This is a genomic window from Bradyrhizobium sp. SZCCHNPS1003, assembly GCF_032381555.1.
GTDB lineage: Bacteria > Pseudomonadota > Alphaproteobacteria > Rhizobiales > Xanthobacteraceae > Bradyrhizobium.
This window is the reverse complement of sequence record NZ_JAUHIU010000001.1, coordinates 591,371-613,872: the sequence shown is the minus strand read 5'-3', so window position 1 is coordinate 613,872 and position 22,502 is coordinate 591,371. Positions and strand designations below refer to the sequence as shown.

The window sequence follows — 22,502 nt, the reverse complement described above, 5'->3', positions numbered from 1 at the left end:
AAGGTCTGCTTCAGGTCAATTCGGCTCCGGCGCGGAAGCCGGCGCAAAGCGTGCGCACGACGTTGCGGGCCATTTTTTCGCTTGGCAGATTGGCCGCGACGGCGGCTGCCACATGAGCGGGATGGACGAACACGGTGATTGCGTCGCGCACAACGCCCGCGGCAGCCTCGATATCATCAACTCGAATCTCGCCGCGCTTCTTTGCATCAGCCAGAATGCGGGCGATAAGAGCAGTCATTGCTCGTGAGTAAGCGGCGATGATCTCCGGCCGCTCTTCCACAATTCGGCGGTATAGGCCGTAAACCTCGGCATCCGCAGTGAACCGCTCCCGCTTGCGGGCATGCAGCGCGAGCACCATGCCCTCCAGACGCTCCGCGAAAGGTCCTTCCGCCTCGACAAAGCGGCTTGCCATCTCCTCCTCATCACGCATCGCCTCGACAACCAGGGCATCGAAAATGTCAGCCTTGGAGCGGAAGTGGCGATAGATCGTCGTGTGCGAAGTGCCGAGAGCGCGGGCGATGTCGACGACGTTGGTCTTGGCCTCACCATGGCGGCGCACTTGGGCGCGCGCGGTGTCGAGGATCTGCGCCCGAAACGAAGTTTCCTCGGTAGGAGAAGGGGTTGCGGGCATGGATGTCTTCGATTTCATCGTTCAGAGAGGATACTAGAACTCTCCGGCGCATGCAAACGAACAGATTATGAAATATGTTCGTTGACTTTTGAACGAGGCGGCCACAAGGTTGGGTCATCCAGCTCAAGGAGGTTCGCCATGACTGCTCCCGCCACGCCATCCGACCAGCACCGCGTCGCTCTCGTGACTGGTGGCTCCGGCTTTGTTGGCGGCCGCCTGATTACGCATCTCCTCGTGGGGGGGTGGCAGGTGCGGGCGCTGGCCCGAAGCGCGGAGAGCGAGGCGCAAGTCAAGACACTCGGAGCAACGCCCGTACGCGGCGAACTCAACGACGAACAAGCGTTGCGAAAGGCGATGACAGGATGCGAGGTCGTGTTTCATGTCGCCGCGCACTTCAAGCTTTGGGGCAACCAGGAGATTTTCGACCGGATCAACGTCGAGGGCACGCGCGCCGTCGTGAACGCGGCCGCAGCGACGGCCAGCGTGCGCCGCCTGGTTGCGGTGAGCGCTGCGGCCGTGGTCATGGGCGATCCCGAACCGATGTTGAATGTCGACGAGAGCCTGCCGCTGCAGGTCCGTGCCTTCTCGCCCTACGGATCTTCGAAGGCCGAAGGCGAGCGCGTGTTGCTGGCAGCTAACGGCATGCGTCCCGGCCTGGAGACCATCGCGCTGCGGCCGCCATTTATCTGGGGAGGCAAAATGCCAACTCTCGATCACATGGTAGAGACCGTGAACGCAGGCCGGTGGCAGTGGGTCGCTGGAGGCACGCAGGCCATGTCGAGCTGCCATGTCGATAATCTGTGCGACGCGCTGATTCTCGCCGCAGATCGGGGCCGGGGGGGTGAAGCGTATTTCATCGCCGATGCCGAGCAGAGCACCTTGAAAAGCTTCATCTCGTCTCTGCTTGCCACTCGCGGGATAATCGCTGCGGACAAGTCCGTTCGTTTCGGAATAGCCTGGACCATGGCCGGCCTCATGGGTGCAGCGTGGCGTGTCCTGCGCCTCAAGGGCGAGCCGCCGATCACGCGCCAGATGTTACGCCTTATCGGCAAGCCGTTCACTATCAGCACCCGCAAGGCTCAGACCGAGCTGGGCTATGCGCCCCGGATCGCCATGGACGAAGGGTTGGCCGCGATGCGGCAGCCTGAGGCCAAGCTCGCCAGTTCGTCCGCCCATCGGGGCGAACATCGCGCGAGCGTCGTCTCTGTATGATTGAGGCGCCGGGTGGGGGTATCTACTTCGCAGGCGACACGGGCTTCGGTGACGGAAGCACCTTCAGAGAGGTGGCCCGGGCGCATCCGCAGTTGCGGTTGGCATTGCTGCCCGTCGGCGCCCACGCGCCGCGCTGGTTCATGAAAGACCAACACATGAACCCGGCCGAGGCGGTCGAAGCGTTCCGGCTGTGCGGCGCGCGGCAAGCGGTTGGTCATCACTGGGGTACGTTTCGTCTGACCGACGAAGGTTACGATGAATCTCCCAGAGAATTGGCTTCAGCACTTCGACGCGCCGGGCTGGCACGATCGTTCGTAACGCTCATGCCAGGCTCCATCGTCAACGAGGCCGGGACGGCGGCGAAGGCGTAGCTGCAATGTGGCCATGCCCCTGTGGCCGCAGCGCGCGGCCCAGCGCCATCAGCGGGAAGTAGTGGCGGTACATGCCGTAGCGGAGCATGAAGGCGCGGGACAGCTCAGGGCCCTGCATCAGCCGCTCCTGCAAAGTGGGATCGGTCAGCTTGATGGTCTGGCCGACGCCGTAGCCGGGGAAGCCGGTGCCGGTGAATTCCGGCTCGTCCCAGGTGCCGGCCGACTGGCGCTCGACCAGCCACATGCAGCCGCGCTCGATCGCCTCCTTGTCCTCAGGGCGGTTGACGGCGAGCAGGGCCATCAGCGCCCACGCCGTCTGTGACGCCGTGGTGGTGCCGCGGCCGACCGCGCTGATGTCCATGTAGGAGGCGCAACTCTCGCCCCAGCCGCCATCGGCCTGCTGATGCGCGACGAGCCAGTCGCAAGCGCGGCCGATATAGGGTTGCGTCATGTCCTCGCCGATCGCGGCCAGCGCCGGCAGCACCGCGCCGGTGCCGTAGACGTAGTTGACGCCCCAGCGGCCGAACCACGGGCCGCTCGGCTCCTGCTCCCGTCGGATGTAGTCGAGCGCGCGCACCATGGCCGGATGATTGCGCGAGATGCCAAGCTTGCCGAACGCCTCGACGATGTGGGCGGTGACGTCGACCGACGGCGGATCGAGCGCCTCGCCATAGTCGCAGAACGGAATCTTGGTCAGGATCTTCTGGTTGTTGTCCTTGTCGAACGCGCCCCAGCCGCCCCCCTCGCTCTGCATGCCGATCAGCCAGTCGACGCCGAGCTGAATCGCCTCGTCGATGCCCTTGGCCTGCCACTTCGGATCACGGCGCAGCGGCGCCAACGCGATCAGCGCCACGGCGGTGTCGTCCGTGTCGGGATAATAGTTGTTGGCGTATTCGAACGCCCAGCCGCCCGGCTTGACGTGCGGCAGCTTCATCGACCAGTCGCCGGGCATGCGGACCTGGCGGTCGAGCACCCAGTCGACCGCCTTGTCGACGGCCTCGGGGTAATCGCCGAGCACGCCGGCATCGTCGAAGGCGAGCAGGGTCAGGATCGTGTCCCACACCGGGCTGTTGGTGGCCTGGATGTAGGTGGCGTCGCCGGCATCGACTCGCCAGCCGGGATCGTTCAGGGCATCGAGGCCCTTGGCGAGAACGGGGTGATTGAGCGGATAGCCCTCGGCGTAGAGCGCCATCAGGCCGTAGATCCAGGGCGGCTGGATGCCGCCCCAGGCGCCGTCGAAATCCTGGTGGCGGATCATCCATTCGAGTACGCGGCTGGTGGCCGCGGGCCGGAACAGGCCGAGATTGAGCTTGTTGCCGAGGTTCTGCAGGGCATGCAGCACCTTGTCGGCGCCGCGGAAGAACTTGTCCCAGCCGCCGGCATTGGCCTTCACCGGCAGCTCGTAGTCGAACGCGCTGCGCCCATGCGGAAACAGCGCGTCCAGCCGGTTCTCGGGCGGCAGCGGCCGGCTCGGCCGCCGCGCCGACAGCACCGCGATCGGCATCAGGGTGGCGCGCGCCCATTGCGCGAAGTTGTAGATCGAGAACGGAAACCAGAGCGGAAACCAGATCACCTCGGGCGGGATGTTGGGGGTCTTCTCCCACGGCCATTCGCCGATCAGCGCCAGCCAATAGCGCGTGAACACGCGAATGTTGCGCAAGCCCCCCTTGGCCTCGATCCATTCGCGGGCGCGGCGCACCGGCGGCTCGTCGTCGCGGAAGCCGAGCGAGCGCAGCGCGGCATAGGCCTCGACGGTCGCGTTGATGTCACCATTGGGGGCGCCGAAATAGACCTGCCAGGCGCCGTCCGGGCGCTGGCTGTCGAGCAGCGACTGGCCCAGGCGCTTGCGCAGCGGATGCTCCTCGAGCCCCATGAACCACAGCGCCAGGCACCATTGCGCCTCCATGCAGGCGTTGGATTCGGCGCGGCCGACCCAATGACCGTCGGGCTTCTGGTTGGCGATCAGCCAGTCCGCTGCCGCCCGCACCGTCGATTGCAGGGCGGTCTGGTAATTTCCCGGGTCGCGCGGCGCGCGCGCGGGGGCCGAGCTGGTCAAAGTCATCACGATCCCTCTGGCGGCCTCACAGTGCCGCTGCGGCAGTCGAATTCACTCCGCCCTATAGGGAATTTCGCCGTCAAATCCAATCAACTGGCCGCAGCGGACCGGATCAAAGGAGAAACGAAAGGCGTACAGACGGAGCCCCCATGGCCGTTGTGGTTAGCATCCCGGCGGACACGGAGATGTGACGCGTCTCACGTCCGGAAACTGGCCCACTCAAACCGGCAGGTATTGGCGCAGCAGGGGCAGGAAGAAGATCGCGACGGTGATCAGAAACCCGATCGTCCACAGGATCGAGCGCAGCGACGGCCGGTTGCCGACGTAAGTCAGCACATAGGCGGTGCGCACGATCACGAACAGCACCGACAGCTCGTTGATCAGGTTCTGCGGCGCGCCGCGGAACTCGGCCAGCAGCACCGCCGCGGCAAAGAACGGGAACGCCTCGATGCCGTTCTGATGGGCGCCCAGCGCCCGCTCGCGGATGCCGCCGGCATAGAAGGCGGGATCTCGCGGCCGGGCGTTGTCGTAGCGCCCGGCACCGTCGACGCTGATCCATTTCGCCGGCAGGATCGTTAAGAGGTAGAGCATCACGCTGGCGAAAATGCACAATTCGGCAATCGTCATGGCTCCTCCAGCCCGATGACATCGGTGAAATGGCCCTTATCTTGACAATGTCGAAACAAGCCGCCAAGCCACGCCCTTCAGCAGTCACGGGCATCATGACCGCCGCCATCTCTCTGGACAATGCCAGGCCTGTCGACGTCAGGCCGTTGCCGGCCGCGAGCACGTCACGTGTCGGCGTGCTGCTGGTCAATCTCGGGACGCCGGATACGGCGGACGCCGCCGGCGTGCGGGTGTATCTGAAGGAGTTCCTGTCCGACCGCCGCGTCATCGAGGACCAGGGCCTGTTGTGGAAGATCATCCTCAACGGGATCATCCTCAATGTCCGGCCGCGCAAGAAGGCGAAAGACTACCAATCGATCTGGAACACCGAGAAGAACGAATCGCCGCTGAAGACGATCACGCGCGCGCAGAGCGAGAAGCTCGCCGCCAGCATCGCCGATCGCAGCCACGTCATCGTCGACTGGGCAATGCGCTACGGCAATCCGTCGATCAAGGCTGGCGTCGATGGTCTCATGGCCAAGGGCTGCGACCGCATCCTGGTGGTGCCGCTCTATCCGCAATATTCAGCCGCGACCTCGGCGACCGTGTGCGACGAGGCGTTCCGCGTGCTGACTGAGCTGCGCGCGCAGCCGACGCTGCGGGTGACGCCGCCTTATTACAACGACGACTTCTACATCGAGGCGCTGGCGGTCTCGATCGAGGATCATCTGAAGACGCTGGCGTACAAGCCCGAGCTGATCGTGGCCTCGTTCCACGGCATGCCCAAGGAATATGTCGACAAGGGCGATCCCTATCGCGAGCAGTGCGTCGCCACCACCGAGCTGCTGCGCAGCCGGCTCGGCATGGACGACACCAAGCTGCTGCTGACCTTCCAGTCGCGCTTCGGCTTCTCGGAGTGGCTGCAGCCTTATACCGACAAGACCATCGAGAAGCTCGCCAAGGACGGAGTCAAGCGCATCGCCGTGGTGATGCCGGGCTTCTCCGCCGACTGCCTGGAGACGCTGGAGGAGATCTCCGGCGAGAATTGCGAGATCTTCAAGCACAATGGCGGCGAGGAATTCTCCGCCGTGCCGTGCCTGAACGACAGCGCGCCCGGCATGGAGGTGCTGCGGCAGCTCGTGCTGCGCGAGCTGCAGGGCTGGTTGTAAAAGGCTGGCTCTGAGCCGTCGGCGGTATTGCCGGCCCGCTAGGTTGAGCCGCCCGCCGGCGCAAGTCGGACAACCGTCCGCGCCTCGAAAATACTTTCCTGAACCGCCCCTAGCGGATCCCCGACAAAATCATGCAGTAATCCCTAGATTGTGATGGCTGCAGAGGCTGGTGAGGGGACGATCGTCTCCTCCCTTGGAGGATCCATGAGCGGTTTCGACATTTTCGCCATAGCGCTGGTGCTGCTGGTCATCTTCACGCTGTATTCCGGCGTGAAGACCGTGCCACAGGGGTTCGACTGGACCGTCGAGCGGTTCGGCAAATACACCCGCACCTTGTCGCCGGGCCTCAACATCATCGTGCCCTTCTTCGATCGCATCGGGCGCAAGATCAACATGATGGAGCAGGTGATCGACATCCCCGAGCAGGAGGTCATCACCAAGGACAACGCCACCGTGACGGTCGACGGCGTCGCCTTCTACCAGGTGTTCGACGCCGCCAAGGCGAGCTACGAGGTGTCGAACCTCAACCAGGCGATCGTCACGCTGACCATGACCAACATCCGCTCGGTGATGGGCGCGATGGATCTCGACCAGGTGCTGTCGCATCGCGACGAGATCAACGAGCGGCTGCTGCGCGTCGTCGACGCCGCGGTGTCGCCGTGGGGCCTCAAGGTCAACCGCATCGAGATCAAGGACATCGTGCCGCCGGCCGACCTGGTCGAGGCGATGGGCCGGCAGATGAAGGCCGAGCGCGTCAAGCGCGCCGACATCCTGCAGGCCGAGGGCCAGCGGCAGTCGGAGATCCTGCGCGCGGAGGGCGCCAAGCAGAGCCAGATCCTGCAGGCCGAGGGCCGCCGCGAGTCGGCCTTCCTCGATGCCCAGGCGCGCGAGCGCGCCGCGGAGGCCGAGGCCAAGGCGACGCAGATGGTGTCGGACGCGATCTCCAAGGGCGACGTCGCCGCGCTCAACTACTTCATCGCCGACAAATACATCAAGGCGTTCGGCCAGCTCGCCGACTCGCCGAACCAGAAGGTGATCATGCTGCCGCTGGAGGCAACGGGCATGCTGGCCTCGCTCGCCGGCATCGGTGAGATCGCCAAGGCGACGTTCGGCGAGAGCGCGGCTTCGGCCGTGGCAGCCGCGCGCCGCGGCGGCTCGGTGCCGTCAGCGGGGACGGCGCCGAAACCGCCGACGCCGCCGCAGGCTTGACGCAGGGGAGGACACTGATGAGCGACATGTTCGTGACGCTCGGCACCTGGAACTGGCTGATCTTCGGCATCATCCTGATGGCGCTGGAGCTGCTCGCGCCGGGCATCTTCCTGTTCTGGCTCGGCCTCGCCGCCCTGCTGGTCGGGCTGCTGTCGTTTGCGTTCGCGCCGGGATGGCAACTGCAGATCCTGCTGTTCGCGCTGTTTTCGATTGCCGCCGTGCCGCTGTGGCGGCGCTTCGCGCGGGCGAGTGCGGCGCCGTCGCGGGACAATCCGTTCCTCAACCGCCGCTCGGCGGCCCTGGTCGGCCGCGAGTTCACCTTGGAGAAGCCGATCGTCGGCGGCAATGGCACCGTCCGCATCGACGACACGGTGTGGCGCGTCGCCGGCCCGGATACGCCGGCCGGCAGCCGCGTCCGCATCGTGCAGGCCGACGGCGCCCAGCTCACGGTGGCCGCGGCGTAGGTGCCGTAGGGTGGGCAAAGGAACGACGCGGCGATAGCCGTGTCGTGCCGTGCCTACCATCTGCATCGCGCGCGAGACGGTGGGCACGTCGCGCCAACTCATAGGGAATATGCGGAGAGAGCGGAGCCTGCGCGCCTTTGCCCACCCTACGATTCCTGCTCAATTCTGCAGCCTTACGCCCAGCATCACCACCGTGCCGGACGACCCAGCACCCGTGATGTTGGAGTCGAGCTTGTCGTAGCGCAGCGTGCCCTTGACCCAGACGTTCCGCGAGATCTTGTAGACGAGGTTGCCCTCCGCCGAATAGGTGCGGTCGCTGCGGCCGTAGCCCTGATAGTCGAGCGTGCCGAAGCTGAACTTGCCGATGCCGGTCAGCCAACGCCGGAAGTCGTGGTCGACCTGAACTGTGTAGGTGCGCACCAGCACGCCGGAGGCGCCGGCCACCGTGGTCTCTGCGAGCTGCGTGTCGGAGAGAAAGCGCGCGGTGGTCAGCGGCGTCGCCGACCACACCAGCGAGGCCGTGGTGAGGAAGCCCTGCAACCGGTTCAGCCGCGGGTCGACATAGCTGCGCGTGGCATAGCCCATCGAGACCTCGCCGGTCACAAGCCGGGTGAACTCGAACGAGGTGCCGGCCTTGGCGTAGCCGCCCGAGGAGTCGCGCTGATAGCCCGAACGGTCGACCCGCTGGTCGTGCACGCGGCTGTCGCCCTGGATTTCGGCGAACGGCTTCAGGCCGGGCATGACCTCGTAGGACACCCGGCCGATGCCGCCGAACTGGTTGTAGTTGCGGTCGTCGTTCGACGTCATCGTGCCGTCGGTCAGCTTGCTCTGCTGATAGCTGGTGCGGTCGGCGGTGGCGCCCGCCGAAATCTGCAGCCGGTTGAAGCGCTGGTCGATGCCGATGGTGGTGCCGAGCGTGGTGTAGACCGGATAGCGCGCCAATCCGGCCTGCACGCTGGGACTGCCGGGATTGTCGGTCGCGGCACGCAGCCGCAGCTGGGCGCCGACCGAGGTGTCGCGGCTGACGTCGAGGCGGCCGTCGACATGGCCGGTGAAGTCGGGGCGGTCGAGCGTGGTCGGCGCCGAATTGATGCCGCCATCCATGATAGCCGGCAGGGTGCTGCCATAGCCGGTGAAGGAGCCCCGCAGGTCGGCGACGAGGGCGTGACGCTCCCAGTTCGACACCGCCAAAAATTCCGGCGCGATCATCCAAGCCGGCATGCCGCGCGGCCTGGCGAGGCGGGCCGGGTTGCTGTCATACCCGGCCGAGAGCTCCACCGCGCCCTTGATCAGGAACGGGCCGGCGTAATCGCCGACTGCGCCGAACGGGTCGTCGTCGATCTTGAGACGCTTGCGCGGCGGCTGGCCGGGCACGGTGCCCGCCATGGCGGCCGGGACCGGCTGCCTGTTGGCTGTGGCCGACGGCGGCAAGGTCGGACGCAACTGCCCGGTCAGCTCGCCGGAAGGTCGCGTGCCGGGGCCCGGCGGCGGCTTGGGCCGCGCCTGGGCGGGATAGTATTTCGGCTTCTTCCGATTGCGGTTCAGCGAATCATAGCCGAATTCGGCAGCGCCGCTCGCCGCGGGCACACCGGGCAGGGGAACCAGATTTCGTCGTGCGGTGGAGCTGGTCGGCGCAGGCGTCGCGGGCAGCCCTGGCGTCGGTACGGCATCGGTCAGGCCGCTGACCACGGTCCGCCGCAGCGGGGAGTCCTGCGGGGCGAGGAAGCCGTCGCGCACCGGCCGGAACGCGTCGATGGTCTGGGAGTGGGCCGCATCGGGGCCGAGCGCGCCGAGCAGCAGGCATGCGGCGGAGGCGCCGCGCCACATCGCGCGCCTTATCGCGCGTCCTGCGCGGCCGCTGTCAGGCCTCCATCCCACGATGAAAAATACTCCAACAAAATCAATTGCGTCGTCGGGACACCCGCGCCGCCGGCAAACCGCCTCGTTAAGGGAGTAAAAACAAATATGGTTAATGGGCTGTTGATGGCGCCTTGCTGCCATACCCATGCTAAAGAGCGGCGCCTGACTGTTCAGCCTTGGAAGTCCGCATGCCGAGATCGAAGCCGTTGCCCGAAGCCGCTCCCGCAAACGCAGATATCCAGTCGGCGCTGCGCACGCTCGACGCCGGCAGCAATGGCATTGCCGCGATCTCCGCTGCACTGCGCGGTCCTCTGGGGCCGGCCTTCGCCGCAGCCGTCGAGCTGATCCGCCAGGCCAAGGGACGGGCGATCCTCACCGGTCTCGGCAAGTCAGGCCACGTCGCCCGCAAGATGGCCGCGACCCTCGCCTCGACTGGAACGCCCGCCTTCTTCGTCCATTCCGCCGAGGCCGGCCATGGCGATCTCGGCATGATCACCTCCGACGACGTCGTCATCGCGCTGTCGTGGTCCGGCGAGCAGCCGGAGATGAAGACGCTGGTCAACTACACCAAGCGCTTCGCCATCCCGCTGATCGCGATTACCTCCAATGCGCAATCCTCGCTGGGGCAGGCGGCGCGCATCGTGCTGGAGCTGCCGAAGGCGCGCGAGGCCTGTCCGCACAATCTGGCGCCGACCACCTCGACGCTGATGCAGGCGGCGATCGGCGATGCGCTCGCGATCGCGCTGTTGGAAGGCCGCGGCTTCACCGCGCTCGAATTCGCCAATTTCCATCCGGGCGGCAAGCTCGGCGCCATGCTCAAGCACATCTCGGACCTGATGCGCTCGGGCGACGCGGTGCCGCTGAAGCCGCTGGGCACGGGCATGCCGGATGCGCTGGCCGAGATGTCGGCCAAGGGACTCGGCTGCGTCGTCATCGTCGATGCTCGCGGCCACGTCGCCGGCATCATCACCGACGGCGACCTCCGGCGGAAGATGCGTGCCGATCTGTTGTCCGCATCGGTCGAGGAGATCATGACCGCGAACCCGCGCACCGTCCGCCGCGAGGCGCTGGCCTCCGAGGCGCTGGAGATCCTGAACTCCGCCAAGATCACCACGCTGATCGTCACCGACGGCGCCAAGCCGGTCGGCATCCTGCACATGCATGATCTGTTGCGGGCAGGGGTGGCCTAGCTCGAAGCGTCGTTTGCGGGCGCCGGGCTCCGGCGCGCTTGGGAAGACCGGTCAGCCTGCGTTGAATCGTGCCGCATCGGCCTCCAGTGGCAGCTGCAGTGCGTTCGCGACATACGACACGGTGCGATAGAAGCCGCACAGCAGGATGATTTCCAGCACCTGATCCTCATCGTGATGCAGGCGGAGGCGGGTGAATTCGTCCTCGCTCAAGGTCGACCGCTGGTGCAAGGCATCGACCGCAGCGATCAGGGCTTGTTCGGGGGCCGACCAGCACGCCGCGTCGGCCGGTGCATTCACGGTGGCGTCGATCTGCTGCGCCGTCAGGCCGGCGTCTGAGCCGAAGATGCGGACGTGCACCCCCCATTCGTACTCGCACGCATTCAGCGCGCAGGTCCGATCGATGACGATTTCGCGCTGACGCAGGGACAGCGGGCCGCGGTCGAGCAGGCTGCCGCCGCGAAATTTGGTCCAGGCGCGCGCATGGCCGGCCATCACCCGGAACAGCATCAAGGGCGGCGCCCCGCGCATGATCTGGTCGAATTGCGCCTGGATGTCGGCCGGGTAGGGCGGCTGCAGCGGGGCGATCCGGGGCATGGCGGTTCCTCCTGGGCGGTGCTACATTTACTGTAGCAGTATGCTACGCTTTCCGTAGCGCTTGGCAAGCTGTTGGAGAGTTTTCGTGCCGAAAGACGTTCAACCGCGCCGGGTGCGCGGCTCGCGCTCGGGCCGGCCGGTCATGGCGCTGCTCGATCTGTTGGGCCGGCGCTGGTGCCTGCGCATCGTCTGGGAGCTGCGCGACGACGCCCTGACCTCCCGGGCGCTGCGCGCGGCCTGTGACGAGGCCTCGCCGACCGTGTTGCAGGCGCGGCTGGACGAGCTGCGCGAGGCGGGCTTCATCGTGCTGGGCGACAGCGGCTACGAGCTGACGCCATTGGGGCGCGAGCTGTTGGAGACCTTCCTGCCGCTGCATCGTTTTGCCGAGCGCTGGAGCCGGCAGACGGGATGAGCCGAGCTTGGGCACGTGCACGGTCCCGGTCTGGCCGGGCACGGCGGCGTCGTGCTATGGGCTCGCCCGAGACAGGGAGCAGAGCCGATGCCGGGCGCATTCGATCTGGATAGATATCTCGTGCGCATCGGCTATCGCGGGCCGCTGGCGCCGACGCTCGAAACGCTTGCCGGATTGCAGGCGGCGCATGTCGATGCGATCGCGTTCGAGGGCCTGGATCCGCTGCTCGGCCGTCCCGTGAACATCGATCTCGCCTCGGTCCAGGCCAAGATCGTCGACGGCCGCCGCGGCGGCTATTGTTTCGAGCAGAATGCGCTGCTGAAGGCGGCGCTGGAGGCGATCGGCTTTGCGGTGACGCCGCTCTCGGCGCGGGTGCGCTGGCGCCTCGATGCGGCCGCGCCGCTGACGCCGCGCACGCACATGATGCTGAAGGTGGACCTGCCGGAGGGGCCTCATCTCGCCGATGTCGGTTTCGGCTCCTGCCTGCTCGATACGCCGTTGCAGATGGTGCCCGACGTCGAGCAGCCGACTGCGATGGGCACGTTCCGCCTGACGCTCTCCGATGGGCTCTATTGGCTCGCGGCGAAGCAGCCCGCCGGCTGGCGCACGATGTATGTGTTTGATCTGGTGCCGCAGATCCATGCCGACTACGTGCTCGGCAACTGGTTCACCTCGACCAGCCCGTTGACGCCGTTCACCTCGATGCTGATCCTGGAGCGGTTGACGCGTGAGGCGCGCTACAAGCTGGTCAATCGCCGCCTGGTCATCGAGGCGCGTGATGGCGTGGTGCGGAGCGAACGGATCATCGAAACGCCCGATGCGCTGCGCAGCGTCATCGAGGAGGTGTTCGGCGTCACGCTTCCGGTGCCCGTCGAGGTGATCTGGAAGCGCATCGAGAGCTGACGGAAGGCATGACGATGGCCGGTGAGCTTCAACTGGATTCCTATCTCGCCCGCATCGACCATCGCGAGCCGCTCGCGCCCGACCTGTCGACGCTCGCAGCGCTGCAGGCCGCGCATGTCGACGCGCTGCCGTTCGAGGCGCTCGATCCGCTGATGGGCCGTCCCGTCCGTGTCGACCTGCCGTCGGTGCAACAGAAGCTCGTGCTCAGCCGCCGCGGCGGCTACTGCTTCGAGCAGAACGTGCTGTTCCAGGCGGTGCTGGAAGCGGTCGGCTTTGAGGTCAGCGGCCTGACGGGGCGCGTGCGCTGGCGCTCGGCGCCGACCGATCCGCTCGGGCCGCGCCAGCACATGATGCTGATGGTCAAGGTCGACGGCTATCCGCATCTCGTCGATGTCGGCTTCGGCATCTGCATGATGGATGCGCCCATTCGTCTCGAAGTTGGCTCCGAGCAGCAGACGCCGATGGGAACGTTTCGCATCGGCACGTGGGACGGGCTCTATACGGTCAGCGCGAAGCAGCCGACGGGCTGGCGCATGATGTATGCGTTCGACCTCGTGCCGCAGATCCATGCCGATTATGTGCTCGGCAGCTGGTATACGTCGACCAGCCCGAACGTGCCGGCCACGCATACGCTGATGATGGAGCGTGTCGAGCCCGGCGTGCGTCACAAGCTGGTCAGCCGCCGCTATCAGCGGCAGGCGCGCGACGGAGACGTGATCGAGGAGCGGATCATCGAGAGCGCCGACGAGCTCGGCCGGCTCATCGACGACATCTTCCGTGTGACGCCTCCCGTGCCAATCGAAGACATCTGGGCGCGGACGTCGAGCTGATCTCCGGACGACCGTGTCGTGGATGATGTTCGATTCTCGAACGTGCTTCGCAATCGATCGAGCTGGCAACAGTCGATACGAAACTTTTCCGCGTGTTGCGCGGCATTTGAAGGGAATGCCGGCGTCCGCATTGGGCTTATCTTAAGAGTCGCACCCTTAGGTTGCGGGAACCCAAGGGGGCTCGCGGCGTCCGGCCGTCGAACAAGGGGGATCGCCCAGCATGACTGACATCGTGATGCACGCGACGCGATTAATCCTGCCGCGGACGTCGGAGCAGGACTGTCACCGCCGCACGCGGCCTCACCCTTCCTGACATCAGAGCCGCGCGACGCGGCTCATCCGAGCTGGCCTGACGGCCAGGACGGGTGGGGGCTTCACGGTTGAAACGTCGACCCTGACGCTTCGACGCTCATCCGATCGATCATGCGGCCACGGCCTGACCTGCCACTTCAGGCCGAGCGGCGACTCATGTCGACGAAGCCCCCACCCCTTTTTCTGTTAGCGAGTTGGAGTCTGCTACTCACACCGAAGGCGGTGAACTCCCCTCCCCCTTGCGGGGAGGGGGCGGGGGTCCGCGAGTCGCGCTCTATATGAAAGCTGAGCGATAGGTCCGCGGGCGGGTGCCACCGCGTTATTGCGAGCCAAGAAATCCAGAGTCATTTCCTCGGTCCTGGACTGCTTCGTCGCTTCGCTCCTCGCAATGACGGGAGGGGGTGGAGGAAGAGCGTCCGGCGAGAGCTGCAACCGCATCAAGCGCATTTGACGCGCTGGCGAACGCAACGAAATTCAGCGTCTGGAGACCCCCACCTCCGACCCCTCCCCGCAAGGGGGAGGGGAGCGCACCGACGGTGCAGCGGCAGATGAGTCCAACTAAGCGGGTCGCATCCAACTAACGCGCTTGATCGGCCGCCGCTAGCGCGGCAGCTCGGTCTTGCCCATCAGGAACTTGTCGACCGCCTGCGCACACAGGCGGCCCTCGCGGATCGCCCACACCACCAGCGACTGGCCGCGGCGCATGTCGCCGGCGGAGAAGACCTTCGGCAGCGAGGTCTGGTAGTCGGTCAGGTTGGCCTTGACGTTGCCGCGCGGGTCGAGGTCGACGCCGAGGCTCTTGAGCAGGCCCTCGTGCACCGGATGGACGAAGCCCATCGCGAGCAGGACAAGCTCCGCATCGAGCACGAACTCGGTGCCCGGGATCGGCTTGAACTGCGCATCGACGCGCACGCAATGCAGCTTCTTGACGGCGCCGTTCTCGCCCTCGAACTTCTGAGTCAGCACCGCGAATTCGCGCACGGCGCCTTCCGCCTGGCTCGACGAGGTCCGCATCTTCAGCGGCCAGTTCGGCCAGGTCAGCGCCTTGTCCTCGCGCTCCGGCGGCGCCGGCATGATCTCGAGCTGGGTGACGGACTTGGCGCCCTGGCGCAGCGAGGTGCCGATGCAGTCGCTGCCGGTGTCGCCGCCGCCGATCACGACGACATGCTTGCCGGCGGCGAGGATGTCGTCGCCTTCGACCTTCTCGTTGCCGACGCGGCGGTTCTGCTGCGGCAGGAAGTCCATCGCGTAGTGGATGCCGGCGAGGTCGCGGCCGGGGATCGGCAGGTCGCGCGGAGCTTCTGCGCCGCCGGTCAGCGCGACGGCGTCATAGTCCTTCAAGAGCGTCTTGGCATCGAGGCCATCCTTGCCACCGACATTGACGCCATAGTGGAAGGTGACGCCTTCGCCTTCCATCTGTCCGATGCGGCGATCGATGATGCCCTTCTCCATCTTGAAGTCGGGAATGCCGTAGCGCAGCAGGCCGCCGGCCTTGGCGTTCTTCTCATAGACGTGGACGTCGTGACCGGCGCGGGCGAGCTGCTGCGCACAGGCGAGACCAGCGGGACCGGCGCCGACGATCGCGACCTTCTTGCCGGTCTTCACGGCGGCCGGCTCGGGCTTGATCCAGCCCTGCTCGAAGGCCTTGTCGACGATGGCGCATTCGATCGTCTTGATGGTCACCGGATTGTCGTCGATGTTCAGCGTGCACGACGCCTCGCACGGAGCCGGGCAGATCCGGCCCGTGAACTCCGGGAAGTTGTTGGTCGAGTGCAGGTTGCGCGCGGCCTCTTCCCAATTGCCGTTGTAGATCAGGTCATTCCAGTCCGGGATCTGGTTGTTGACCGGACAGCCCGTGGTGCCCGGCGCGGCCGAGCCGGTGCCGTGGCAATAGGGGATGCCGCAATTCATGCAGCGCGCCGCCTGGTCGCGCAGCTCCTTCTCGGAGAGCGGCACCACGAATTCCTGGAAATGCTTCAGCCGCTCGGCGACCGGCGCATACTTGCGATCGTGCCGCTCGATTTCGAGAAAACCTGTGACCTTGCCCATGACCTACGACGTCCCTGACTGCTCGGGCCTCATGGTTCGAGACGGTTGCTTTCGCACCTCCTCACCGTGAGGAATTTCCTCTGTGCTTCCCCTCACCCTGAGGAGCGGCGCCTTCGCCGCGTCTCGAAGGGTGAGGCCTCGACCTCGGCCTCATGGTTCGAGACGGCGCTACGCGCCTCCTCACCATGAGGAGCGACATCAAGCCCCGATCGCGATCTTCGGCTCGGCGTCGGCGTTGGCCGCGAGCTCCTTCAGGGCACGGCGATATTCCACCGGCATGACCTTGCGGAACTTCGGCGCGTAGTCCTTCCAGTTCGCCAGAATGTCGGCGGCGCGCTTGGAGCCCGTCGCCTTGGCATGGCGCGAGATCAGGACGTGCAGCCGCTCCACGTCGGAGGCCAGCAGGTTCTTGAACACGTCGACCCGGCCATGCGCCTCAAGGTCGCCCATCTGGTGATAGGTGTCCTCGGCGATCATCTCCTCCGACAGCACCGGCTCCAGCTCGACCATCGCCATGTTGCAGTGCTTGTCGAAGTCGCCGGCCTCGTCGAGCACGTAGGCGACGCCGCCCGACATGCCGGCCGCGAAGTTGCGCCCGGTCTTGCCGAGCACGACGACGATGCCGCCGGTCATGTATTCGCAGCAATGATCACCCGCGCCCTCGACCACGGCGACCGCGCCGGAGTTGCGAACCGCGAAGCGCTCGCCGGCGATGCCGCGGAAGAAGCACTCGCCGGAGATCGCGCCGTACATCACGGTGTTGCCGACGATGATCGACTCCTCCGGCACGATGCCCGAGTTGCGCGGCGGCTTGACGATGATGCGGCCGCCCGACAGGCCCTTGCCGACGTAGTCGTTGCCTTCGCCTTCGAGCTCGAAGGTGACGCCTTGGGCGAGCCAGGCGCCGAAGGCCTGGCCGGCGGTGCCCTTCAGGCTGACATGGATGGTGTCCTGCGGCAGGCCGGCATGGCCGTAGATCTTCGCCACCGCGCCCGAGAGCATCGCGCCCGCCGAACGGTCGGTGTTGTTGATCTCGGCCTCGATCTTGACCGGCGCGCCGCGGTCGAGCGCGGGCTTGGCCTGCTCGATCAGCTTGCGGTCGAGCACGGCCTCAAGGTGATGGTCCTGCGCCTCGGCGTGATGGATCTTCTGGCCCGGCGCCTCCTTCTGCTTGACGAACAGCTTGGAGAAGTCGAGGCCCTTGGCCTTCCAATGCGCCACCAGGCGGGACTGGTCGAGCATCTGGGTCTGGCCGACCATCTCGTTGAACGAGCGGTAGCCGAGCGCGGCCATGATCTCGCGGACTTCCTCGGCGACGAAGAAGAAGAAGTTGATGACATGCTCGGGCTGACCGGTGAAGCGCTTGCGCAGCACCGGGTCCTGGGTCGCGACGCCGACCGGGCAGGTGTTGAGGTGGCACTTGCGCATCATGATGCAGCCGGCCGCGATCAGCGGCGCGGTGGCGAAGCCGAACTCGTCGGCCCCTAACAGGGCGCCGATGACGACGTCCCGCCCGGTGCGGAAGCCGCCGTCGACCTGGACCACGATGCGGCTGCGCAGCCGCTCGCGCACCAGCGTCTGGTGGGTTTCGGCAAGGCCGATCTCCCACGGCGAGCCGGCATGCTTGATCGAGGTGAGGGGAGAGGCACCGGTGCCGCCCTCGAAGCCCGCGATCGTGACATGGTCGGCGCGCGCCTTGGCGACGCCGGCGGCAACCGTGCCCACGCCCACTTCAGACACCAGCTTGACCGAGACCTGACCGTCGGGATTGACGTTCTTCAGGTCGTAGATCAGCTGCGCGAGATCCTCGATCGAGTAGATGTCGTGATGCGGCGGCGGCGAGATCAGGCCGACACCCGGCGTCGAGTGACGCACCTTGGCGATGGTGGCGTCGACCTTGTGCCCGGGCAACTGGCCGCCTTCGCCGGGCTTGGCACCCTGCGCCATCTTGATCTGCATCATGTCGGAGTTGACGAGATATTCCGTCGTCACGCCGAACCGGCCCGAGGCGACCTGCTTGATCGCCGAGCGCATGGAATCGCCGTTGGGCAGCGGCTTGAAGCGGTCGGCTTCTTCACCGCCTTCGCCGGTGTTCGACTTGCCGCCGATCCGGTTCATGGCGATCGCGAGCGTGGTGTGGGCCTCGCGCGAGATCGAGCCGAACGACATCGCGCCGGTGGCGAAGCGCTTGACGATCTCCTTCGCCGGCTCGACCTCGTCGAGCGGGACCGGCTTGCGCCTGTCGTCCTCGGCCGACTTGATCCGGAACAGGCCGCGTAGGGTCAGCAGCCGTTCGGACTGCTCGTTGAGCAGCCTGGCGAACGCCTGGTAGCGCTCCCTCGAATTGCCGCGCACCGCATGCTGCAGCGTCGCGACCGACTCCGCGGTCCAGGCGTGGTCCTCGCCGCGGGTGCGGAAGGCATATTCGCCGCCGACGTCGAGCGCGGTCTTGTAGACCAGCGCGTCACCGAACGCGTCGCGATGACGGCGCGTGGTCTCCTCGGCGATCTCCGGCAGGCCGACGCCTTCGATGCGGGTGTGGGTGCCGTAGAAGAACTTCTGCACGAACTCGGCCTTCAGTCCGACCGCGTCGAAGATCTGCGCGCCGCAATAGGACTGGTAGGTCGAGATGCCCATCTTCGACATGACCTTGAGCAGGCCCTTGCCGATCGACTTGATGTAGCGCTTGACGACCTCGTAGTCGCTCAGCGCGCCCGGCAGCTTGTCCTTGAGCGCGATGATGGTCTCGAAGGCGAGATAAGGATTGATCGCCTCGGCGCCGTAGCCGGCCAGACAGGCGAAGTGATGCACCTCGCGCGGCTCGCCCGACTCCACCACGAGACCCACCGACGTGCGCAGGCCGGTGCGGATCAGGTGATGATGCACGGCGGCGCAGGCGAGCAGCGACGGGATCGGAATCCGGTCGGCCGAGACCATGCGGTCGGACAGGATGATGATGTTGACGCCCTCGCGCACCGCGGCTTCGGCGCGGCCGCAGAGATCGTCGAGCATCTGCTCGAAGCCGGCGGCGCCCAGGCTCGCATCGAAGGTGGTGTCGAGCGTGCGCGAGACGAAGTGGCTGTCGGAGACCTCCGAGATCGAGCGGATCTTCTCGAGGTCCGCATCGGTCAGGATCGGCTGATGCACCTCGAGCCGCTTGGTCGAGGCGACGCCTTCGAGGTCGAACAGGTTGGGCCGCGGACCGATGATCGACACCAGGCTCATCACCAGCTCCTCGCGGATCGGGTCGATCGGCGGATTGGTGACCTGGGCGAAGTTCTGCTTGAAGTAGGTGAACAGCAGCTTCGGCTTGTCCGACAGCGCCGAGATCGGCGTGTCGTTGCCCATCGAGCCCGTGGCCTCCTCGCCGGTCGCCGCCATCGGCGTCATCAGGATCGCGATGTCTTCCTGGCTGTAGCCGAATGCCTGCTGCCGGTCCAAGAGCGGCAGGTTGGTGCGCGCGCCCGTGGTCGGCGCATCCGGCAGCTTCTCGACCTGGATCTGCGTGCGCGTGAGCCATTCCTGGTAGGGATGGCTGGCGGCGAGCTGCGCTTTGATCTCATCGTCCGGGATCAGGCGGCCCTGCTCGAGGTCGACCAGCAGCATCTTGCCCGGCTGCAGCCGCCACTTGGTGACGATCTGGTCCTCTGGGATCTTGAGCACGCCCATTTCGGACGCCATCACGATGCGGTCGTCCTTGGTGACGAGATAGCGCGCCGGCCGCAGGCCGTTGCGGTCGAGCGTGGCGCCGATCTGGCGGCCGTCGGTGAAGGCGATCGCGGCGGGGCCGTCCCACGGCTCCATCAGCGCGGCGTGATATTCGTAGAACGACCGGCGCTCCTCGCTCATCAAGGGATTGCCGGCCCACGCCTCGGGGATCATCATCATGACCGCGTGCGGCAGCGAGTAGCCGCCCTGCACCAAGAATTCGAGCGCGTTGTCGAAGCAGGCGGTATCGGACTGGCCTTCATACGAGATCGGCCAGAGCCGGCTGATGTCCTTGCCGAACAGCTCCGATGACACCGAGGCCTGCCGCGCCGCCATCCAGTTGACGTTGCCGCGCAGGGTGTTGATCTCGCCATTGTGCGCGATCATCCGATACGGATGCGCCAGCGACCAGGTCGGGAAGGTGTTGGTCGAGAAGCGCTGGTGCACCAGCGCCAGCGCGCTCTCGAAGTCCGGCTCGTGCAGGTCGGCGTAGTACTTGCCGAGCTGGTCGGCCAGGAACATGCCCTTGTAGATCACGGTCCGGCACGACATCGAGCACGGGTAATAGCCCGACATGCCGCGGTCGCGGCGCTGATAGATCGCCTGCGAGATCGACTTCCTGAGGATGTAGAGCTTGCGCTCGAACTCGTCCTCGGTCTTGGCGGCGCCGTTGCGGCCGATGAACACCTGCATGCTGCGCGGCTCGGTCGGCTTGACCGTCACGCCCAGCGAGGAGTTGTCGGTCGGCACGTCGCGCCAGCCGAGCAGCACCAGGCCTTCGTCCTCGATCTGGTCGGCGATGATGCTCTTGATGACGTTCCGCCACGCCTCGTCGCGCGGCATGAACAGCGCGCCGATGGCGTATTCGCCGGGGGCGGGCAAGGTGAAGCCGAGCTCCTTTGCCTTGCGCGAGAAGAAGGCATGCGGGATCTGCACCAGGATGCCGGCACCGTCGCCGAAGCGCGGGTCGGCGCCGACGGCGCCACGGTGCTCGAGGTTGCAGAGGATGCTCAGCGCGTCGGCGACGATCTGATGCGACTTCTGGCCCTTGATGTTGGCGATGAAGCCGACGCCGCAGGAATCCTTCTCCTGGCTCGGGTCATACAGACCTTCGGCTTCCGGGCGCCACGTATGCAGCTCGCGGGTGATCTCGGCCGGTTTTTCACGCGAATCCACAGCCAGCACCGCGCCGCCCAACTTTCCGTGCTCGACCTTCGATCCGCTCATATCCGTCCCCATAAATTATTGGTCAGGGCCTTCACCACAGTCCGGTACAGTCCGTCCGGCGCACCCCGGGCGCTGCGCGGCCCCTCTCCGAAGCCAACGCTCGTCCTTGTCAGCGAGCCGCATTTGCAGAGTTCAGGCCAGCCGCCGGGGGACCATGTCCCCGCTGGACGACCGCGGCCCGTTCATGTCGCAGCGCCCTCAGGCGCCGTAACATCATTGCAAAGTCTCGGTCACCTTTGCAACGAAATTTTAGACAGCATTTCTGTCCTAAACCGCAAGATGCCAAACTTTAACCTATCACACAAGCACCGCGGAGTCCTGAGGTCCGGGCGCCGCAACGCGCGCATTCCCCGGCAAATCTTCCGTTTCAGCCGCTGACCGAACGACCCGACCGGGCCGGGCGATCACGCGCTGCGCTCGATTTTGAAACCTGACGCCCCGATCCCGCCCCCTCGCCGACCCAGGACCGCCGGAATCACGGCAGAACTTCCGCGGCACTTGAGAAGAAGCGAACAGCTTCACGTGCGGGGGCATGCAGGAGCTTTGAGCCATGAAGTTGCTAGTTGGAGTCGTCTCAGCCGCGTTGATCGCGCCGTTTGCCGCGCAGGCCGAGCCGTTGCCGCCATCGGGCGTCCGTGCGCCCTACACGGCGGTCTCCGATTTCGATGCGCCCTATCCGGATCTGCCGCCGCCGGCCGTCGTGCCCGCACCGCCGCCGCGTTACGGCTACCGGCCGGGCTCTGACTACGGCTACCGCGACGAGCGCTATGTGCCGCCGGCGCCGGTCTACCGTCAGGACGGCTACCAGCAGGATTATGGCTATGCGCCGGCGTTCCTGCCGGTGCATGAGGTCTATGCGATTTTGCGCGACAACGGCTTCTCGCCGCTCGGCGTGCCGCGTCAGCGCGGCAATGTCTATGTCGTGGCGGTGCTCGATCGCGAGGGCGAGGACGGCAAGCTCGTGGTCGATGCCCGCTCCGGCCGCATCATCCGCTTCGTGCCGGCGTTCCAATGGGGCGAAGAGTACGAGCGGATGCGCTATGAGCCGAGCCCGCGCGGCGGCCTCGACCGCCTGCCGCCGCCGAGCGTGATCCGGGCCGATCCGCGCCTGGTGCCGCCGATGCCGGCTGCGCCGCGCGTTGCTACCGCGGTGCCGGTTCAGCCGAAGGTGCCGACGCCAGCAGCCCGACCGGCAGCGCCGTCGCCGCAGACCGCGGCGCTCAACCCGAAGCCGACGGAGGCTCCCAAAGCCCTTCCGCCCAGGCCTGCGGACATCAAGCCGGCCGAAGCCAAACCCGCCGACGTCAAGCCTGCGCCGGTCGAAGCCAAGGCCGACGAGGCGAAGACGGGCGAGGCCAAGCCGTCCGAGGCCAAGTCATCCGAGGCGAAGTCATCCGAGGCGAAGCCGTCTGATGCCAAGCCGGTGCAGTCGGCAGCCGCGCCGCCTCAGACCACCGGCTCCGTAGCGCCGGCGGCCGCGGCCAAGCCGACACCGCAGATCCAGCCGACGGCAAAGATGCCTCCGGTGCAGGGGCTGGATTAGAGACGATTGAGCGGTCTGCCCGGCCGCCAGCCACCACCACCACAACTGTCATCGCCCGGCGTGACCGGGCGATCCAGTCACCACCAGCATCTCGGTTGCTCGTGACTGCCGCGGCGTGCTGAATGCCCGCCTTCGCGGGCATGACAGCGTTGCTTG

General features: G+C 66.3%; 17 protein-coding genes. 10 read left to right on the top strand and 7 right to left on the bottom strand.

Features of this window, described 5'->3' with window-relative positions:
• Positions 1–10: 10 nt before the first annotated feature.
• Positions 11–631 (bottom strand): TetR/AcrR family transcriptional regulator, encoded by a 621-nt coding sequence (locus QX126_RS02825; RefSeq protein WP_315779177.1) that lies wholly within the window; start codon positions 629–631, stop codon positions 11–13.
• 138 nt (positions 632–769) lie between these two features.
• Between QX126_RS02825 and QX126_RS02820 the strand changes: the two genes are divergently transcribed.
• The gene (locus QX126_RS02820) at positions 770–1,843 is read left to right on the top strand and encodes an NAD-dependent epimerase/dehydratase family protein (RefSeq protein WP_315779176.1); all 1,074 of its coding nucleotides are present in this window, start codon (positions 770–772) and stop codon (positions 1,841–1,843) included.
• Positions 1,840–2,214 carry an MBL fold metallo-hydrolase gene (locus QX126_RS02815; RefSeq protein WP_315779175.1) on the top strand — a complete coding sequence of 125 codons (375 nt, stop codon included), beginning with the start codon at positions 1,840–1,842 and terminating at the stop codon, positions 2,212–2,214. The genes QX126_RS02820 and QX126_RS02815 overlap by 4 nt, the downstream gene beginning before the upstream one ends.
• Here QX126_RS02815 and shc read toward each other — a convergent pair.
• Entirely contained in the window at positions 2,183–4,276 is a 2,094-nt protein-coding gene (shc, locus tag QX126_RS02810; RefSeq protein WP_315779173.1) for a squalene--hopene cyclase, read from the bottom strand. The two genes, QX126_RS02815 and shc, sit on opposite strands and share 32 nt — an antisense overlap.
• A 213-nt stretch (positions 4,277–4,489) precedes the next feature.
• On the bottom strand, positions 4,490–4,897 hold the full coding sequence (locus QX126_RS02805) for an MAPEG family protein (protein ID WP_315772395.1): 408 nt from the start codon (positions 4,895–4,897) through the stop codon (positions 4,490–4,492).
• Positions 4,898–4,992: 95 nt separating this feature from the next.
• Here QX126_RS02805 and hemH point away from each other — a divergent pair, with 95 nt between their 5' ends.
• From hemH to QX126_RS02790, 3 genes are all read left to right on the top strand, one after another.
• The gene (hemH, locus tag QX126_RS02800; protein WP_315772396.1) at positions 4,993–6,045 is read left to right on the top strand and encodes a ferrochelatase; all 1,053 of its coding nucleotides are present in this window, start codon (positions 4,993–4,995) and stop codon (positions 6,043–6,045) included.
• Between the two features lie 204 nt (positions 6,046–6,249).
• Positions 6,250–7,254, top strand: coding sequence for an SPFH domain-containing protein (locus QX126_RS02795; protein WP_315716547.1), 1,005 nt, complete (start codon positions 6,250–6,252; stop codon positions 7,252–7,254).
• Between the two features lie 17 nt (positions 7,255–7,271).
• Entirely contained in the window at positions 7,272–7,718 is a 447-nt protein-coding gene (locus QX126_RS02790; protein WP_315779171.1) for an NfeD family protein, read from the top strand.
• A gap of 159 nt (positions 7,719–7,877) precedes the next feature.
• Here the strand turns inward: QX126_RS02790 and QX126_RS02785 are convergent, their stop codons facing one another.
• Complete coding sequence (locus QX126_RS02785; RefSeq protein ID WP_409999064.1) at positions 7,878–9,596, bottom strand: outer membrane beta-barrel protein; 1,719 nt, start codon at positions 9,594–9,596, stop codon at positions 7,878–7,880.
• A gap of 170 nt (positions 9,597–9,766) precedes the next feature.
• Here QX126_RS02785 and QX126_RS02780 point away from each other — a divergent pair, with 170 nt between their 5' ends.
• Positions 9,767–10,768: a KpsF/GutQ family sugar-phosphate isomerase gene (locus QX126_RS02780; protein WP_315736464.1), complete on the top strand. Its 1,002-nt coding sequence runs from the start codon at positions 9,767–9,769 to the stop codon at positions 10,766–10,768.
• Positions 10,769–10,819: 51 nt separating this feature from the next.
• On the opposite strand, the gene QX126_RS02775 is transcribed toward QX126_RS02780, so the two are convergent.
• Positions 10,820–11,362 carry a carboxymuconolactone decarboxylase family protein gene (locus tag QX126_RS02775; RefSeq protein WP_315736465.1) on the bottom strand — a complete coding sequence of 181 codons (543 nt, stop codon included), beginning with the start codon at positions 11,360–11,362 and terminating at the stop codon, positions 10,820–10,822.
• Positions 11,363–11,504: 142 nt separating this feature from the next.
• Here QX126_RS02775 and QX126_RS02770 point away from each other — a divergent pair, with 142 nt between their 5' ends.
• The 3 genes from QX126_RS02770 to QX126_RS02760 all read left to right on the top strand — a co-directional run bounded on the left by QX126_RS02770 (position 11,505) and on the right by QX126_RS02760 (position 13,507).
• Positions 11,505–11,774, top strand: coding sequence for a winged helix-turn-helix transcriptional regulator (locus QX126_RS02770; protein ID WP_315716709.1), 270 nt, complete (start codon positions 11,505–11,507; stop codon positions 11,772–11,774).
• 87 nt (positions 11,775–11,861) lie between these two features.
• Positions 11,862–12,677: an arylamine N-acetyltransferase gene (locus QX126_RS02765; protein WP_315779167.1), complete on the top strand. Its 816-nt coding sequence runs from the start codon at positions 11,862–11,864 to the stop codon at positions 12,675–12,677.
• Between the two features lie 14 nt (positions 12,678–12,691).
• Positions 12,692–13,507, top strand: a complete 816-nt coding sequence (locus QX126_RS02760; RefSeq protein WP_315779165.1) for an arylamine N-acetyltransferase family protein — start codon at positions 12,692–12,694, stop codon at positions 13,505–13,507.
• Between the two features lie 912 nt (positions 13,508–14,419).
• Here QX126_RS02760 and QX126_RS02755 read toward each other — a convergent pair.
• Both QX126_RS02755 and gltB read right to left on the bottom strand, forming a co-directional pair.
• Positions 14,420–15,868 (bottom strand): glutamate synthase subunit beta, encoded by a 1,449-nt coding sequence (locus tag QX126_RS02755; RefSeq protein WP_315777888.1) that lies wholly within the window; start codon positions 15,866–15,868, stop codon positions 14,420–14,422.
• Between the two features lie 198 nt (positions 15,869–16,066).
• Complete coding sequence (gltB, locus tag QX126_RS02750; protein WP_315779163.1) at positions 16,067–20,803, bottom strand: glutamate synthase large subunit; 4,737 nt, start codon at positions 20,801–20,803, stop codon at positions 16,067–16,069.
• A 550-nt stretch (positions 20,804–21,353) separates the two neighbouring features.
• Here gltB and QX126_RS02745 point away from each other — a divergent pair.
• Positions 21,354–22,346: a hypothetical protein gene (locus QX126_RS02745; protein WP_315779161.1), complete on the top strand. Its 993-nt coding sequence runs from the start codon at positions 21,354–21,356 to the stop codon at positions 22,344–22,346.
• Positions 22,347–22,502: the final 156 nt, after the last annotated feature.